Annotated in this window: 16 protein-coding genes; 10 read left to right on the forward strand and 6 right to left on the reverse strand. The window is 71.5% G+C overall.

The window, feature by feature from the left end; translation table 11 throughout:
* Positions 1-8 precede the first annotated feature (8 nt).
* The 5 genes from DEI85_RS08000 (at position 9) to DEI85_RS08020 (ending at position 4,387) form a co-directional block, all read left to right on the forward strand.
* Positions 9-461 carry an NUDIX hydrolase gene (locus DEI85_RS08000; protein WP_111090825.1) on the forward strand — a complete coding sequence of 151 codons (453 nt, stop codon included), beginning with the start codon at positions 9-11 and terminating at the stop codon, positions 459-461.
* A 91-nt stretch (positions 462-552) separates the two neighbouring features.
* The gene (locus tag DEI85_RS08005) at positions 553-2,946 is read left to right on the forward strand and encodes an ATP-binding cassette domain-containing protein (protein WP_111122971.1); all 2,394 of its coding nucleotides are present in this window, start codon (positions 553-555) and stop codon (positions 2,944-2,946) included.
* Positions 2,947-3,069: 123 nt separating this feature from the next.
* On the forward strand, positions 3,070-3,336 hold the full coding sequence (locus tag DEI85_RS08010; protein WP_111122972.1) for a hypothetical protein: 267 nt from the start codon (positions 3,070-3,072) through the stop codon (positions 3,334-3,336).
* Between the two features lie 55 nt (positions 3,337-3,391).
* Entirely contained in the window at positions 3,392-3,547 is a 156-nt protein-coding gene (locus DEI85_RS08015) for a hypothetical protein (RefSeq protein ID WP_163343611.1), read from the forward strand.
* Positions 3,548-3,733: 186 nt separating this feature from the next.
* Complete coding sequence (locus DEI85_RS08020; RefSeq protein WP_111122973.1) at positions 3,734-4,387, forward strand: copper resistance CopC family protein; 654 nt, start codon at positions 3,734-3,736, stop codon at positions 4,385-4,387.
* A gap of 16 nt (positions 4,388-4,403) precedes the next feature.
* Here the strand turns inward: DEI85_RS08020 and DEI85_RS08025 are convergent, their stop codons facing one another.
* Entirely contained in the window at positions 4,404-5,435 is a 1,032-nt protein-coding gene (locus DEI85_RS08025; RefSeq protein WP_111122974.1) for an alcohol dehydrogenase catalytic domain-containing protein, read from the reverse strand.
* 210 nt (positions 5,436-5,645) lie between these two features.
* Here DEI85_RS08025 and DEI85_RS08030 point away from each other — a divergent pair, with 210 nt between their 5' ends.
* Positions 5,646-6,086 (forward strand): GNAT family N-acetyltransferase, encoded by a 441-nt coding sequence (locus DEI85_RS08030; protein WP_111122975.1) that lies wholly within the window; start codon positions 5,646-5,648, stop codon positions 6,084-6,086.
* Positions 6,087-6,101: 15 nt separating this feature from the next.
* Here DEI85_RS08030 and DEI85_RS08035 read toward each other — a convergent pair whose 3' ends face one another.
* Positions 6,102-6,782: an SDR family NAD(P)-dependent oxidoreductase gene (locus DEI85_RS08035; protein WP_110860054.1), complete on the reverse strand. Its 681-nt coding sequence runs from the start codon at positions 6,780-6,782 to the stop codon at positions 6,102-6,104.
* Positions 6,783-6,884: 102 nt separating this feature from the next.
* Here DEI85_RS08035 and DEI85_RS08040 point away from each other — a divergent pair, with 102 nt between their 5' ends.
* The gene (locus tag DEI85_RS08040; RefSeq protein WP_181420043.1) at positions 6,885-7,718 is read left to right on the forward strand and encodes a helix-turn-helix domain-containing protein; all 834 of its coding nucleotides are present in this window, start codon (positions 6,885-6,887) and stop codon (positions 7,716-7,718) included.
* Here DEI85_RS08040 and DEI85_RS08045 read toward each other — a convergent pair.
* Entirely contained in the window at positions 7,705-8,925 is a 1,221-nt protein-coding gene (locus tag DEI85_RS08045; RefSeq protein WP_110860050.1) for a beta-ketoacyl-[acyl-carrier-protein] synthase family protein, read from the reverse strand. The genes DEI85_RS08040 and DEI85_RS08045 overlap by 14 nt on opposite strands.
* A gap of 54 nt (positions 8,926-8,979) precedes the next feature.
* Here DEI85_RS08045 and DEI85_RS08050 point away from each other — a divergent pair, with 54 nt between their 5' ends.
* Positions 8,980-9,558, forward strand: coding sequence for a TetR/AcrR family transcriptional regulator C-terminal domain-containing protein (locus DEI85_RS08050; protein ID WP_111122976.1), 579 nt, complete (start codon positions 8,980-8,982; stop codon positions 9,556-9,558).
* Positions 9,559-9,600: 42 nt separating this feature from the next.
* Here the strand turns inward: DEI85_RS08050 and dhaM are convergent, their stop codons facing one another.
* The 3 genes from dhaM to dhaK form a co-directional block, all read right to left on the reverse strand.
* Positions 9,601-10,335: a dihydroxyacetone kinase phosphoryl donor subunit DhaM gene (gene dhaM, locus DEI85_RS08055; RefSeq protein WP_110860046.1), complete on the reverse strand. Its 735-nt coding sequence runs from the start codon at positions 10,333-10,335 to the stop codon at positions 9,601-9,603.
* A complete protein-coding gene (dhaL, locus tag DEI85_RS08060) occupies positions 10,332-10,958 on the reverse strand; it encodes a dihydroxyacetone kinase subunit DhaL (RefSeq protein WP_110860044.1) in 627 nt (208 codons plus the stop codon). Before dhaL ends, dhaM begins: the two co-directional genes overlap by 4 nt.
* A 75-nt stretch (positions 10,959-11,033) precedes the next feature.
* Positions 11,034-12,035: a dihydroxyacetone kinase subunit DhaK gene (gene dhaK, locus DEI85_RS08065; protein WP_110860042.1), complete on the reverse strand. Its 1,002-nt coding sequence runs from the start codon at positions 12,033-12,035 to the stop codon at positions 11,034-11,036.
* Between the two features lie 315 nt (positions 12,036-12,350).
* Between dhaK and DEI85_RS08070 the strand changes: the two genes are divergently transcribed.
* Together DEI85_RS08070 and glpK are read left to right on the forward strand one after the other, a co-directional pair.
* The gene (locus tag DEI85_RS08070) at positions 12,351-13,076 is read left to right on the forward strand and encodes an MIP/aquaporin family protein (RefSeq protein WP_110860040.1); all 726 of its coding nucleotides are present in this window, start codon (positions 12,351-12,353) and stop codon (positions 13,074-13,076) included.
* Positions 13,077-13,156: 80 nt separating this feature from the next.
* Positions 13,157-14,668 carry a glycerol kinase GlpK gene (gene glpK, locus DEI85_RS08075; protein ID WP_110860038.1) on the forward strand — a complete coding sequence of 504 codons (1,512 nt, stop codon included), beginning with the start codon at positions 13,157-13,159 and terminating at the stop codon, positions 14,666-14,668.
* Positions 14,669-14,772 lie beyond the last annotated feature (104 nt).

The following is a 14,772-nucleotide window of genomic DNA, read 5'->3' on the forward strand; positions in this document are numbered from 1 at the left end:
TCGGGCAGGTGACCGCCAAACCCGGCCTGCGCCGCACCTCCCGCATCCTGCTGCTCGACCCAGAGGGCCGCGTGTTCCTGATGGACACGAAGTCGCCGTCGTCCGACGGAGCCCACCGCTGGATCACGCCTGGCGGTGGAGTCGACCCGGGGGAGTCCCACCGCGACGCCGCGATCCGCGAGCTGCGCGAGGAGACCGGGATCGTCATCGACGAACCCGGCGAACCGGTGTGGTCCTGGGACTTCACGGTCGAGTGGGACCTCGCCGACCACGACCGCGGGCACGCCGAGTTCTACGTCGTCCGCACGCCGGGCTTCGAACTGTCCGACGCCGAGTGGACCGACGACGAGCGCGTCGACATCCTCGCCTCGCGGTGGTGGACCGCCGACGAACTCGACGCGACCGACGAGGAGTTCGAGCCCGCCGAGCTGCCGGACCTGGTGCGCCGACACGGCGCCTGAGCACCGCACCACGGCCTGACGGCCGGCCCCGGACCGGACGGGAGGCCCGTGGCGGCTCCGCCACGGGCCTCCCGTCGGTACGCTGACCCGCATGCACACCGATCCGGTCGACGACGAGCCCACCGGCGCCGACGCGCACCCTGCCGACCGGCACGACCGGATCCGGGTGCGCGGTGCCCGCGCGAACAACCTGCGCGACGTCGACGTGGACCTGCCGAAGCGGCGGCTCACGGTGTTCACCGGGGTCTCCGGCTCGGGCAAGAGCTCGCTCGTGTTCGGCACCGTCGCCGCCGAGTCACAGCGGATGATCAACGAGACCTACAGTGCGTTCGTGCAGGGGTTCATGCCCTCGCTCGCGCGGCCGGACGTCGACCTGCTCGACGGCCTGACCACCGCGATCGTCGTCGACCAGGAGCGCATCGGCGCCGACCCGCGCTCCACCGTCGGCACCGCCACGGACGCGAACGCGATGCTGCGCGTGCTGTTCAGCCGACTCGGTCAACCGCACATCGGGGGGCCGAACGCGTTCTCGTTCAACCTCGCCACCGTGACGGCCGGGGGAGCGATCACGGTGCAGAAGGGTGCGGACGCGAAGGCCCAGAAGGTCTCGTTCACACGGCTCGGCGGCATGTGCGCCGAATGTGAGGGTCGGGGGCTGGTGAACGACATCGACCTGACGCAGCTGTTCGACGACACGAAGTCGCTCGGGGACGGTGCGCTCACGATCCCCGGGTACGGGACCGACGGGTGGAACGTGCGGCTGTACGCCGAGTCGGGCTACTTCGACCGGGACACCCCGATCCGCGACTTCACCGAGCAGGAGCGGCAGGACTTCCTGTACCGCGAGCCGACGAAGCAGAAGATCGCCGGCATCAACATGACCTACGAGGGGCTCGTGCACCGGGTCCGTCGGTCGTTCCTGCAGAAGGACCGGGAGGCGATGCAGCCGCACATCCGGGCATTCGTCGACCGTGCGGTGACCTTCACGACGTGTCCGGCCTGCGACGGCACCCGGTTGAACGACACCGCCCGCTCGTCGAAGATCGCGGGCCGCAGCATCGCGGACGTCTGCGCGATGCAGATCACCGATGCCGTCACCTGGCTGCGGGGTCTCGACGACCCCGGGGTCGGGCCGTTGCTCGAGGGGCTCCGCGACCTGCTCGAGTCCTTCGTCGAGATCGGACTCGGCTACCTGTCGCTCGACCGCCCGACCGGCACGCTGTCCGGGGGAGAGGGGCAGCGCGTGAAGATGGTGAAGCACCTCGGCTCCTCGCTCAGTGACGTCACCTACGTGTTCGACGAGCCGAGCACGGGGCTGCACCCGCACGACATCGAGCGGATGAACGAACTGCTCGTCCGGTTGCGCGACAAGGGCAACACCGTCCTGGTCGTCGAGCACAAGCCCGAGGTCATCGCGATCGCCGACCACGTCGTCGACCTCGGCCCCGGTGCCGGGTCCGGCGGTGGGACGCTCTGCTACCAGGGGCCCGTCGACGGGCTGCGTGCCAGCGGGACCGTGACCGGTCGGCACCTGGACGACCGCGTCACCGTGAAGTCCGAGGTGCGTCGTCCGGGCGGGGCGATCGCGATCCGCGGCGCCTCGGCCCACAACCTGCACGACGTCGACGTGGACGTGCCCACCGGGGTGCTGACCGTCGTCACGGGGGTCGCCGGCTCGGGCAAGAGCACCCTCATCCACGGGTCGCTGGCCCGCCGCGACGACGTGGTCGCCATCGACCAGAGCGGGATCCGTGGCTCGCGGCGGAGCAACCCGGCGACGTACACCGGCCTGCTCGAGCCGATCCGCAAGGCCTTCGCGAAGGCCAACGGTGTCAAGCCCGCACTGTTCAGCGCCAACTCGGAGGGTGCTTGCCCGGCGTGCAACGGTGCCGGTGTCGTGTACACCGACCTCGGCATGATGGCGGGCGTCGCGAGCCCCTGCGTCGAGTGCGACGGCAAGCGGTTCGACCAGTCCGTGCTCGGCTACCACCTGGGCGGGAAGGACATCAGCGAGGTGCTCGGCATGTCCGTCGCCGACGCGCTGGCGTTCTTCGCGGCGGGGGAGTCCGCACTGCCGGCGGCCCACACGATCCTCGCCCGGCTCGCCGACGTGGGTCTCGGGTACCTGACGATCGGACAACCGCTCACCACGTTGTCCGGGGGAGAGCGGCAGCGGCTGAAACTCGCGACGCACCTCGGTGACCGCAGCGGCGTCGTGGTGCTCGACGAGCCGACCACCGGCCTGCACCTGGCCGACGTCGACCAGTTGCTCGGTCTGCTCGACCGGCTCGTCGAGGCCGGTCGGACGGTCGTCGTGATCGAACACCACCAGGCCGTGATGGCGCACGCCGACTGGATCATCGACCTCGGGCCGGGTGCCGGGCACGACGGCGGGCGCATCGTGTTCGAGGGGACGCCCGCCGAGCTCGTGGCGGCACGGTCGACGCTGACCGGGCAGCACCTGGCGGCGTACGTCGGAGCCTGAGCCGGGGGACAGGCTCCGCGGGCGAATCTGGGCACCAGCCGTGTGCGAGGACTAGCGTTCTGACCGACGCTCACGATCGGCTGCCCGGCCTGGATCGGCGTCCTGACCAGAAGGAGCTCCACCATGTCCAACCCCGGCAACGCGCCCGCGCAGTCGAACACCTTCGCCATCGTCTCCCTGGTGCTCGGCATCGTCGGTACCGTCGGTGGCATCTTCCTCGCCATCATCGGCGTGGTCGCGGGCATCGTCGGTCTGGTGCTCGGCATCCTCGCGCGGAAGCGCGGTGGCAGCCGGGGTATGATCCTCGCGGGCATCATCCTGTCGGTCGTCGCGATCATCGTCGGGATCATCGGCTACATCGTCACCGCGGTCTTCCTGACCCAGGCGTGAGCCAGAGCGCGCCGAGCTTGCAGCCGTTCAGGAACCCGGGCGTACCGTCCGGCGCATGAGCTACAGCCAGCCTGACCCAGCCGAAGAGACCACGCAGAGCGAGTCGCCGGAACAGCCCGACACCGACCAGGACACCCTGGAGGAACAGGGCGGCGAGCCGGCGGCGCTCGAGATCGACGCCGACGACGTCCCGACGAAGCCCGCCGACTGACGCCGTCGTCTCCCAGTGAGCAGAAGAGGTCGAGTCCGTTCGTCGGACTCGACCTCTTCTGCTCACGCAGGGCTCATCCGAGGCATCCACCCGCGCGCCGATAATGCATATTATGTCAACTCAGACATCACTACCGGGACCGCTCGGCTGACGGGACGCTCGACATCGCTTCCCTAGCGTGGACGCGTGCACGATCACCGAGATGACCAACGCCACTCACCAACCGCGACGCCCCGGGTCCTGTTCGCCGTCGCCCTGTCCGCGTTCCTCGTGCTGGTCGGCGCGACACCTGCCTCTGCGCACGCAGCACTGACCTCGAGTGATCCGGCGGACGGCGCCACGGTGGCCGCCAACCTCGAGCGAGTGACACTCACCTTCAACGAGGCGCCGTTGGCCGGGCTCGAAGCCGGTCTGCGCATCGAGGTTCGCGACGACGGCGGTGCCGACGAGTCCTCCGGAGCAGTGACCGTCGAAGGCACCTCGATGTCGAAGGCGGTGTCGCTCTCCCCCGGGCCGCACACCGTCGTCTGGCGGTACGTCTCCCCCGACGGCCACCCGATCGAGGGGCAGCTCGCGTTCACGGTGGAACCGGCCGCATCGCAGTCCGTTCTCCCGCCCACGACCAGCCCGACGGCCGCGCCCACGCCCACGCCGTCCTCGGGTCCCACGGCAGCGGCAGCAGCATCGAACACCGGCACCGGCACCGGCACCGGCACGCACGCGCACGGGCACGGCGGTCAGGCGCTCCTGTTCGGGGTCGTCGCGATCCTGGCGGTGCTGGTCGTCGGCGCGGTCGTGCTCCGCATCCGCCGCGGCGCAGACGCGCGGACCGAGGGCTGACGGAAACGCCCGAGCCTCAGAACACCGCGACGGTCATGCCCGACGACGTTGCGGGTCGGTCCATCGCGACGAGCGCCTCGGGCAGGTCGTCGAAGCCGATCGTGCGGCCGATCGTCTGCTCCGGACGCAGTCGCCCGGCCACGACGGCGTCGAGCATCGCGCCGTACTCCCCGACCGGTGCGCCGTGGCTGCCGAGCAGTTCGAGTTCGTCCGCGATGACCCGGCCCATCGGGATCGCCGGAGCGGCTTCGTCGTCGAGCAGCAGCCCGACCTGCACGTGTCGGCCGCGCGGACGCAGGGACGCCACGGCGGCGACGGAGGTGGCACGGCTGCCGAAGGCGTCGAGCGAGACGTGCGCTCCACCGCCGGTGCTGGATCGGACCGCGGTGACGGCATCGGTGTCCATCAGCACGGTGTCGGCGCCCAGGGCGGCGGCACGTTCGAGTGCGGCCACGGAGACGTCGACGGCGACCACGTGCGCGCCGGCGGCCACGGCGACCATGACCGCCGAGAGCCCGACTCCCCCGCACCCGTAGACCACGACCCACTCCCCTGCGGCCACGCGCCCTCGGGCGTGCAGCGCGTGGAACGCGGTGCCGAACCGGCAGCCCAGTGCCGCCGCCACCGCGAAGTCCACGGCGTCGGGCAGTGCGACGAGGTTGAGGTCGGCGTGCGGGACGACCAGGGAGTCCGCGTACGAGCCCTGCAGGTCGAACCCGGGCTGCTGCTGGGCGGTGCACACCTGCGTGGCGCCGTCGAGGCATTCGGCGCAGGTCCCGCAGGCGAACACGAACGGGGCCGTGACGCGGTCGCCGACGGTGAAGCGCTGGACGCCCGCACCGATCGCCGCGACGACGCCGGCGAACTCGTGGCCGGGCACGTGCGGCAGCCGGACCGAGTCGTCGTGCCCCTTCCACGCGTGCCAGTCGCTGCGGCACACACCGGTGGCAGCCACCCGGACGACGATGCCGTGGTCGGGCGCGACCGGTTCCGGCAGGTCGACGATCGAGGGGACGGAACCGAACTGGGCGTACTGGACGGCGCGCATGCGGCCATCCTGACAGAAGACGGACGACGGACGCCGGACGGCGGACGAGGGGCGGCGGACCAGCGCGACCAACCGCCCGACGCGACCCGTGCGTCGGGGTCCCCACGGGCCTCCAGGTCGACAGCCACCCGTCCAACCGACCACGCGAGCGGTCCACCCCGACCCGATCGGCCGTTGCGCCGGGGGCGCGTCCGCCGGTTGACTCGTCGCGTGACCGATCTGCGCTTCTCCGCCGACCCCGACGACCTGGACGTCGACCGCGTGCACCGCTGGCTGAGCGAGGAGTCGTACTGGGCCCGTGGGCGTGACCGGGTGACGCAGGAGGCGATCGTCGCCGGCTCCCGGAACTTCGGCGTGTACGACGCGACGACCGGCGAGCAGCTCGGCTACGCGCGGGTGATCACCGACGGCGTGACGTTCGGGTGGCTCGCCGACGTGTTCGTGGACCCCGACGCCCGGGGCCGCGGCGTCGGGGTCGCACTCGTGCGCGGCGTGACCGAGGCGGTCGAGCCGCTCGGCTTGAAGCGCTTCGCCCTGTTCACCGCGGATGCCCACGGGCTGTACGAGCGGTTCGGGTTCCGCCCGCTGCCCGACCCGGACGGCTGGATGATGCGGCCCGGGCCGGGGTTCGGCGCCGACGTGCACGACTGACGCCAGCGCTGCCACTCAGTACTCGATGCGGCCCTCGCGGTTGTGGAACTCCCCCGTCGGCCCGTCGGTGCCGATCGTCGCGAGCATGACGGTGGCGTCGGTGCCCTCGGTGATCGTCTGGTGTCCGCCGAACCCGTTGAACTCCGTCGCGGTGTAGCCCGGGTCGCTCGCGTTCACCCGGAACCCGGGCAGGTTCTTCGCGTACTGCACGGTCAACGCGATCACGGCCGCCTTCGACGCCGCGTACGGCACCGCCGGGACCCCGTACTCGTCGTGCCCCGGCGTCGTCAGCCAGCGCGGGAACCCCACCCCCGACGAGACGTTCACGATGACGGGTGCTGCCGAGCGTCGCAGCAGGGGCAGCGCGGCCTGGGTCACCCGGACGATGCCGGTGACGTTGGTGTCGAGCACGGTCGCCATCGCGCTCGCGTCGAGGTCGTCGACCCCGAACGAGGTGCCGAGGATCCCGGCGTTGTTGACGAGGACGTCGAGCGCGGGGATCGTCGCGATCGCCGCGTCGATGCTGGCCTGGTCGGTGACGTCCAGCTGCACGACGTGGGCGCCGAGTGCGCGAGCGTCGTCGCCGCTCGCCGGGTCGCGCATGCCGGCGTAGACGGTGTGGCCGGCTTCGAGCAGTCGGCGTGCGGTCTCGAGTCCGAGGCTGCGGTTGGCCCCGGTGATCAGTGTCGTTGTCATGCGTCCAGCCTGCCCCCGCCGGCCAGGGTCCCCCAGGCACGGTGCGACGGTGGGACCGGCAGTACCAGGACGGACAGGAGGCGCGGGGCGATGATGGTGGACATGAGCGAGTTCGCGAACGTGTTGCGTTCCTGGCGTGACCGGGTGCGCCCCGAGGCGGTCGGCCTGCCGGCCGGCCCCGGCAGACGGACCCCGGGCCTCCGCCGTGAGGAGCTCGCCGCGCTGGCGGGCGTGAGTGTCGACTACGTCGTCCGCCTCGAGCAGGGCCGGGCGACGAACCCGTCACCGCAGCTGCTCGCCGCCCTCGCGACGGCGCTCCGGCTGTCGTCCGAGGAGCGGGACCACCTGTGCCGGGTGGCCGGCGTCGCCCCGCCGTCGCGTCAGGTGGTGCCGCGGCACATCACGCCCGGCGTGCAGCGGCTGGTGGACCGGCTCGGCGACGTCCCGCTCGCGGTGTTCACGGCGACCCACGACATCGTGCTCTGGAACGAGCTGTGGGCCGCGGTGAACGGCGACCCCTCTCGGTACGTCGGACTCGAGCGCAACCTGGTGTGGCGGCACTTCATGCAGGAGCACGACGGGGTGGACTGGGACGACGAGCACCAGGAGGAGTTCTCGAGCGACCTCGCCGCCGATCTGCGGCAGGCCTACGGCCGCTACCCGGCGGACCGTGACCTGGCGGACCTGGTCGAACGGCTGCTGCGGGAGTCTCCGGAGTTCGCCCGCCGCTGGGAGACCGGCCGGATCGCCGAGCACCGTGCGAGCCGCAAGGTCGTGCACACGCCGGTCGGGCCGGTGGAGATCGACTGCGACGTGCTGAGCGTGCCGGGCGGTGACCTGCGGATCGTCGTCTACACGGTCGTGCCGGGCTCCGAGGACGCCGCGAAGCTCGACCTGCTCCGGGTCACCGGCCTGCAGGAGCTCACGCCGCGGTGAACACCAGCGACGCGTTCTGACCGCCGAACCCGAACGAGTTGTTCAACGCCGCACGGAGCGGCGCCGTCCGGGCGGTGCCGGAGACGACGTCGAGGTCCACCGCGGGGTCGAGCCGGTCGAGGTTCAGGGTCGGTGGCACGGTCCCGGTCTCGAGCGCCCGCAGGGTCAGGATCGCCTCGACCGCGCCGGCGGCGCCGAACATGTGCCCGATCGCGCTCTTCGGTGCGGTGACCAGCGCGCCGGTCCCCACCGCACGACTGACGGCGGCCGCCTCGCCGACGTCGCCGACGGGGGTGCCCGTGGCGTGCGCGTTCACGTGGTCGACGTCGCCGCCGGTGAGTCCCGCCATCCGGATCGCGGCGCGCATGGCCCGCTCCTGCTCGCTGCCGTCCGTCAGCGGTGCGGTGATGTGGTGCGCGTCCGAGGTGATCCCCCACCCGGCGAGCGTGCCGTGCGACCGCTGGCCTCGGGCGGCGGCGTGGTCGGCACGCTCGAGCACGACGATGCCGGCGCCCTCGCCGAGCACGAAGCCGCGGCGGTCGGCGTCGAACGGCCGTGACAGGGTCGTCGGGTCGTCGCCGTCGGGCTTCGCGAGTGCCTGCGACTGGGCGAACGACGCCATCGTCACCGGGGTGACCGCGGCTTCGGTGCCGCCGGTGATGACGACGTCGGCCTCACCGGTGGCGATGAGTCGCGCGGCGGTGGCGATGGCCTCGGCACCCGAGGCGCAGGCCGACACCGTCGTGTAAGCGCCGCCCCGCGCCCCGTACGCGATGCTGATCTGCGCGGCGGCACCGTTCGCCATGAGCATCGGCACCGTGCGCGGTGAGACCCGCCGGGCACCGGACGCACCGAGCACGTCGTGGGCGTCGAGGAGCGTCTCCACTCCCCCGATCCCGGTGCCGATCACCACGGCGAGGCGGTCGCCCTCCACCGCGGGGGCACCGGCGTCGGACCAGGCTTCGTCCGCGGCGACGAGCGCCAGCTGCTGACTGCGGTCGAGGCGGTTCGCGCGGACGCGCCCGAGCGACCCCTCGGCGTCGAGTGCGGCATCGGCCCCGACCCGGATCGGCACCTGTTCCCAGAGCGCTCCGTCACGGTGCAGGGCTCGGACGCCGGAGCGACCGGCCACCAGGGCGTCCCAGAGCGGCGCGACGCCGTGGCCGAAGGGTGAGACCGCGCCGTAGCCGGTGATGACGATGTCCACGGGAACTCCTCTTGTACGTTGAACAAGTTGAGTTGTACCACGTACAATTCGGACATGGCAACCATGGTGGACGGCTCCGGCACGGCACGCGGCGCGGCGACCCGGGCGAAGATCCTCGCCGCGACGGCCGGACTGCTGAGCGCGGGTGCTCGGAGCATCACCGTCAGCGAGATCGCCCGGGCCGCTGGCGTCTACCCGAACCAGATCACGCACCACTACGGCTCGAAGGACCGCCTGGTGCTCGACGCCGCGTTCGCGCTGTTCCTCCGCGACACCACGCGACTGCAGGCGGCCGGCCGTCGTGCCCGCTCGCCGGGGTCGTTCCGCCAGGTCCTCGCCCGCACCGCCCTCGCGATGCCGTCGACCCCGCTCGTGGTGCGCGCGCTCGGGGCCGCCGGGGACGACCCGGCGCAGCGTGAGCGCGTGCGTCTGCTGCTCGCCGTGCTGTTCCGGCAGTCCGAGCGCTACCTGGAACGCGTCGTCGCCGACCAGGGCTGGACGAGCCCGAGCGGCGTCGCCCGTGACGCCCGCACGTTCTGGAGCGCCGTGTTCGGTGCCACCCTGCTCGCGGACGCCGGGGTCACCGGCGGCCCCTCGGACCTCGACCTGGCGGGGACGATTTCGATCCGTTGACCGGAGCGGACACCGCCGCCGGGGTCTCCCCCGGCGGCGGTGTCACTCGCCGAAGCCGGACCGGACCAGTTCCACCAGGGCGTCGACCGCGGCCCGGGCGTCCTGCCCGGTCGCGTCGATCGACACCGTCGCCCCCTTCGGCAGCGCCAGGGCCATGATCGCCAGCAGGCTCTTCGCGTCCACGCCGTTGACGTGCACGCTCGCGTCGTACTTCGCCGCCGTCTTCACGAACTCCGCGGCGGGCCGGGCGTGGAGCCCGGTCTCGTTCACCAGCTCGACCGACGCGCTGACGCGGTCGGAGCCGGCCGCGTCGTCGACGGGGGCAGCCCCGTCGGCCGGCCCCGTGCCTCCAGGCTGGTCGCCAGACGGATCGGAGGCGCTGCTCGCGTCCGCCTCGGAAGCCGCGGCCGATGCCGCGGCGGCCAGGACCGCGTCGGCGTCACCGCCGGTCTGGGCGGCGACCGCGGCGGCCACCGTCCCCTCGACCAACGGGGCCTGCGACACGTGGACGCGAGCACGGACGTCGTCGTCCAGGAAGTCGAGCGCGGTGTCGGTCGTCAGGTAGGCGGAGCCGAGGTCGCACAGCACCACGACGGCGTCCGCCTCGGCGAGCTCCTCGATGCCGGCGGTGATCGCCTCGAACGAGGTGCCGATCCCGCCGTCGTCCGTGCCGCCCGCGGCGACGAGCGGCACGTCCGCAGCCATCTGCCGGGCCAGCTCGACGGTGCCGGTCGCGATCGCCGCGCTGTGCGAGACGACCAGGATGCCGACGGTCACGCTGCGTCCACCGCTGCGCGCAGGATGTACGCGGTCGACTGCGCACCGGGGTCGCGGTACCCGATCGCGCGGTCGCCGAGGTAGCTCGCACGGCCCTTGTGGGCGACGAGCGGCTCGGTGTCCGCCGCACCCTGCGCGGCGGCGTCGGCTGCTGCGGCGAGCACGGCCTTCGGGTCGTCGCCGGCACCGGCCGCCGCAGCTGCGGCGTCGACCGCGGGGCTCCACGCGTCGACCATCGTCTTGTCGCCGACCGCGGCCTTGCCGCGGGACACGACCCCGTCGCGGGCGGCGGTGAGGACGGCGACGAGGGTGTCCGCGTCGAGCTCGGCCGCGTCACCGGCGGCCTGCGCCGCCTTCAGGTAGGCGGTGCCGAAGAGCGGGCCGGCCGCCCCGCCCACGGTCGAGATGAGCTTCGTCGCGATGGTCTTGAGCACGGCACCCGGGGTGTCGAAGGACCCGGAGTCGACGGCCTCGAGCACGGCCCGGAACCCGCGGTCGAGGTTCTCGCCGTGGTCGCCGTCCCCGATCTCACGGTCGAGCGTGACGAGCTCGGCGCGGTGTTCGTCGATCGTCGCGGCGGTGCGACGGACCCATTCGATGGCCCATGCGGTGTCGAGCGCCAATGCGGTTCCCTTCGTGTGTCCGGCCCGGGAGGCCAGGTTTCGTGGTCCGGTGGTCGAGCGGCCGTCCTCGATCGCTCAGCGTCCCCAGCGCATTGCCGGGGTCTCCACCGGGGCGTCCCAGAGGGCCGTGAGTTCGTCGTCGAGCACCGTGACGGTGAGCGAGAACCCCTGCATCTCGAGGGACGTGACGTAGTCGCCGACCAAACTACGCGTGACCCGGTAGCCGCGGTCGGAGAGGACCTCGGCGGCGCGTCGGTACGCGATGTAGAGCTCGGACAGCGGGGTGCCGCCCATGCCGTTCACCAGGAGCAGCACCGACGACCCGGCCGGGGCGTCGAGGTCGGTCAGGATCGGTTCGAGCACGCGGTCGACCAGCTCGTCCGCCGGTGCCATCGCGATCCGCTCGCGGCCCGGCTCGCCGTGGATGCCGATGCCGAGCTCGACCTCGTCGTCGGCCAGCACGAACGACGGCTCCCCCGCGTGCGGGACGGTGCCCGACGCCAGCGCGAGCCCCATCGACCGTGTGACGTCGTTGACGTGCCGGGCCACGGCGGCGACCGCGTCCAGGTCGTCCCCGCGCTCGGCGGCGGCGCCGGCGCACTTCTCCACCACGACGGTCCCGGCGACACCGCGGCGGCCGGCGGTGAACAGGGAGTCCTGCACCGCGACGTCGTCGTCCACCACGACGGACTCGACGCGGACGTCGTCCATCGCCGCGAGCTCGGCGGCCGTCTCGAAGTTGAGCACGTCGCCGGTGTAGTTCTTGACGATGTGCAGCACGCCCGCACCGCCGTCCACGGCCTTCGTCGCGGCGACGATCGGATCGGGCGTCGGGCTCGTGAACACCGGGCCGGGCACCGCGGCGTCGAGCATGCCGTACCCGACGAAGCCGGCGTGCAGCGGCTCGTGACCACTGCCACCGCCGCTGACGATCCCGACCTTGCCGGAGACGGGCGCGTCGGCGCGGTGCAGGTGGATCGGGTCCTCGACCAGGACGACGTGTCCGGCGTGTGCCCGGGCGAATCCCCGGACGGTCTCCTCGACCACGGCCTGCGGGTCGTTGATGAGCTTCTTCATGCGGTGCCTCCACGGGTACGAGGTCGAACCGTGGCGGTCACACCGCGCGTCGTCGACCGGAGTGCGCCCAATCTACATCGACGACACGGGCAGCCGTCCGCTCCCCGTGCACGTTCGTGCAGCGCCCCGAGGACGCGTCACCGGCTCGGGATCGTGCAGGGGACACTCGTCCTGCACGTTCGTGCACGATGTCGCACTTCGCCCACGAATTCATCGCCGGGCCGGGAACCGCATCACTATGGTTGGCCTCAATCACTCAACGGGGAGTGCGGCGCAGCACGGCCGGACCCCCACCTCACGCACTGGAGGTCACCGATGGACGACATCGGCGTCAAGTTCCTGTCCGAGCTCGTCGGTACGGCGATGCTCATCATCCTGGGTGGCGGCGTCGTCGCCGCCGTCTCGCTGGCGAAGTCGAAGGGCTTCGGAGCCGGGTTCCTGATGGTCACGATCGGTTGGGGCTTCGCGGTCTTCGCCGGTGTCACCGTGTCCTACAAGTCCGGCGGACAGCTCAACCCCGCGGTCAGCCTCGCGCAGGCGATCCTCGGCAACATCACCGTCGGTGAGATGTTCCTGTTCTGGCTCGCCCAGCTGATCGGCGCCGTCATCGGTGCGGTCATCGTCTGGCTCGCCTACAAGCAGCACTTCGACGAGGAGCCCGACGCGGCCGCCAAGCTCGGCGTCTTCTCGACCGGCCCCGCGATCCGTTCCTACGGCTGGAACCTCGTGACGGAGATCATCGGCACCTTCGTGCTGGTCTTCGTCGTCATCGCGTTCACGAACGGTCAGACCCCGTCGGAGCTCGGCGCGATCCCCGTCGCGTTCCTCGTGATCGCGATCGGTGTCAGCCTCGGTGGCCCCACCGGCTACGCCATCAACCCGGCTCGTGACCTCGGTCCGCGCATCGCCCACGCCCTCCTGCCCATCAAGGGCAAGGGCTCGAGCGACTGGGCCTACGCCTGGGTGCCGGTCGTCGGACCGCTGATCGGTGGCGCCATCGCCGCCGGCCTGTCCGTCGCCCTGCTGCCCGTCGTCAGCTGACCCACCCCCACCCCGAAGGCGTGACCGGCCGTTCCGCACGACCGACCGCGCACCGCACCGAACACCCGTAAGGAGCACCAATGGCCGACTACATCGTCGCCATCGACCAGGGCACGACCTCGACCCGAGCAATCGTGTTCGACCACTCCGGTTCGATCATCTCGACCGGGCAGAAGGAACACGAGCAGATCTTCCCGCGTGCCGGGTGGGTCGAGCACGACCCCGCCGAGATCTGGGACAACACCCGCGAGGTGATCGGTCAGGCACTGTCGCGTGCCGACATCACGCGCCACGACGTCGCAGCCGTCGGCATCACCAACCAGCGCGAGACCGCGGTCGTCTGGGACAAGACCACCGGCAAGCCGATCTACAACGCGATCGTCTGGCAGGACACCCGCACGCAGGCGCTCGTCGACAAGCTCGCCGACGGCGACACCGACAAGTACAAGGCCATCGTCGGCCTGCCGCTCGCGACCTACTTCGCCGGCACCAAGATCATGTGGATCCTCGAGAACGTCGAGGGTGCTCGTGAGAAGGCCGAGGCGGGCGACCTGCTCTTCGGCACCACCGACACCTGGGTCCTCTGGAACCTGACCGGTGGCGTCGACGGCGGCGTCCACAAGACCGACGTCACGAACGCGTCCCGCACGCTGTTCATGGACCTCGAGACGCTGCAGTGGCGGGACGACATCCTCGCCGACTTCGGCGTGCCGAAGTCGATGCTCCCCGAGATCGTCAGCTCCTCCGAGGTCTACGGCCACGTCGAGTCCTCGAGCCTGCTGCGCGAGGTCCCGATCGCCGGCATCCTCGGCGACCAGCAGGCCGCGACCTTCGGTCAGGCCGCGTTCGACCAGGGCGAGTCGAAGAACACCTACGGCACCGGCAACTTCCTGATCTTCAACACCGGTACCGAGATCGTCCGCTCCGAGAACGGCCTGCTCACCACCGTCGGCTACAAGCTCGGCGACCAGGAGACGCACTACGCCCTCGAGGGTTCGATCGCCGTCACGGGCTCGCTCATCCAGTGGCTCCGCGACAACCTCGGTCTGATCGGCAGCGCCCCGGAGGTCGAGGCCCTGGCCAAGACCGTCGAGGACAACGGTGGCGTGTACTTCGTGCCGGCGTTCTCCGGGCTCTTCGCGCCGTACTGGCGTCCCGATGCCCGCGGCGCGATCGTCGGTCTGACCCGCTACGTCAACAAGGGGCACATCGCGCGTGCCGCGCTCGAGGCGACGGCGCTGCAGACCCGCGAGGTGCTCGACGCGGTCAACGCCGACTCCGGTGTGGACCTGACCGAGCTCAAGGTCGACGGTGGCATGACCGCGAACAGCGAGCTCATGCAGTTCCAGGCCGACATCCTCAACGTGCCGGTGGTCCGTCCCGTCGTCGCGGAGACGACGGCGCTCGGTGCGGCCTACGCCGCCGGCCTCGCGGTCGGCTTCTGGGCCAACCTCGACGAGCTCCGTGCCAACTGGCAGGAGGACAAGCGCTGGGAGCCCCAGCTCGACGCCGCCGAGCGCGAGCGCACGCTCCGCCTGTGGAAGAAGGCCGTCACGAAGACCTTCGACTGGGTCGACGAGGACGTGCAGTAACGAAGCGGGCGCACGCTCACCGCGTGCACTGAACGCACCGACGGGAGGCCCGGTGCCGGTTCCTGGAACCGGCACCGGGCCTCCCGTGCATCGCGTCTCCTGCG

Origin of the sequence: Curtobacterium sp. MCBD17_026, assembly GCF_003234895.2 — a bacterium.
Taxonomy (GTDB): Bacteria; Actinomycetota; Actinomycetes; order Actinomycetales; family Microbacteriaceae; genus Curtobacterium; species Curtobacterium flaccumfaciens.

Coding starts and splice junctions, on each gene's coding strand:
- DEI85_RS08005 (WP_111122971.1), top strand. CDS start 553: ATGCACACCGATCCGGTCGACGACGAGCCCACCGGCGCCGACGCGCAC.
- DEI85_RS08010 (WP_111122972.1), top strand. CDS start 3,070: ATGTCCAACCCCGGCAACGCGCCCGCGCAGTCGAACACCTTCGCCATC.
- DEI85_RS08015 (WP_163343611.1), top strand. CDS start 3,392: ATGAGCTACAGCCAGCCTGACCCAGCCGAAGAGACCACGCAGAGCGAG.
- DEI85_RS08025 (WP_111122974.1), bottom strand. CDS start 5,435: ATGCGCGCCGTCCAGTACGCCCAGTTCGGTTCCGTCCCCTCGATCGTC.
- DEI85_RS08035 (WP_110860054.1), bottom strand. CDS start 6,782: ATGACAACGACACTGATCACCGGGGCCAACCGCAGCCTCGGACTCGAG.
- DEI85_RS08040 (WP_181420043.1), top strand. CDS start 6,885: ATGAGCGAGTTCGCGAACGTGTTGCGTTCCTGGCGTGACCGGGTGCGC.
- DEI85_RS08050 (WP_111122976.1), top strand. CDS start 8,980: ATGGCAACCATGGTGGACGGCTCCGGCACGGCACGCGGCGCGGCGACC.
- dhaK (WP_110860042.1), bottom strand. CDS start 12,035: ATGAAGAAGCTCATCAACGACCCGCAGGCCGTGGTCGAGGAGACCGTC.
- DEI85_RS08070 (WP_110860040.1), top strand. CDS start 12,351: ATGGACGACATCGGCGTCAAGTTCCTGTCCGAGCTCGTCGGTACGGCG.
- glpK (WP_110860038.1), top strand. CDS start 13,157: ATGGCCGACTACATCGTCGCCATCGACCAGGGCACGACCTCGACCCGA.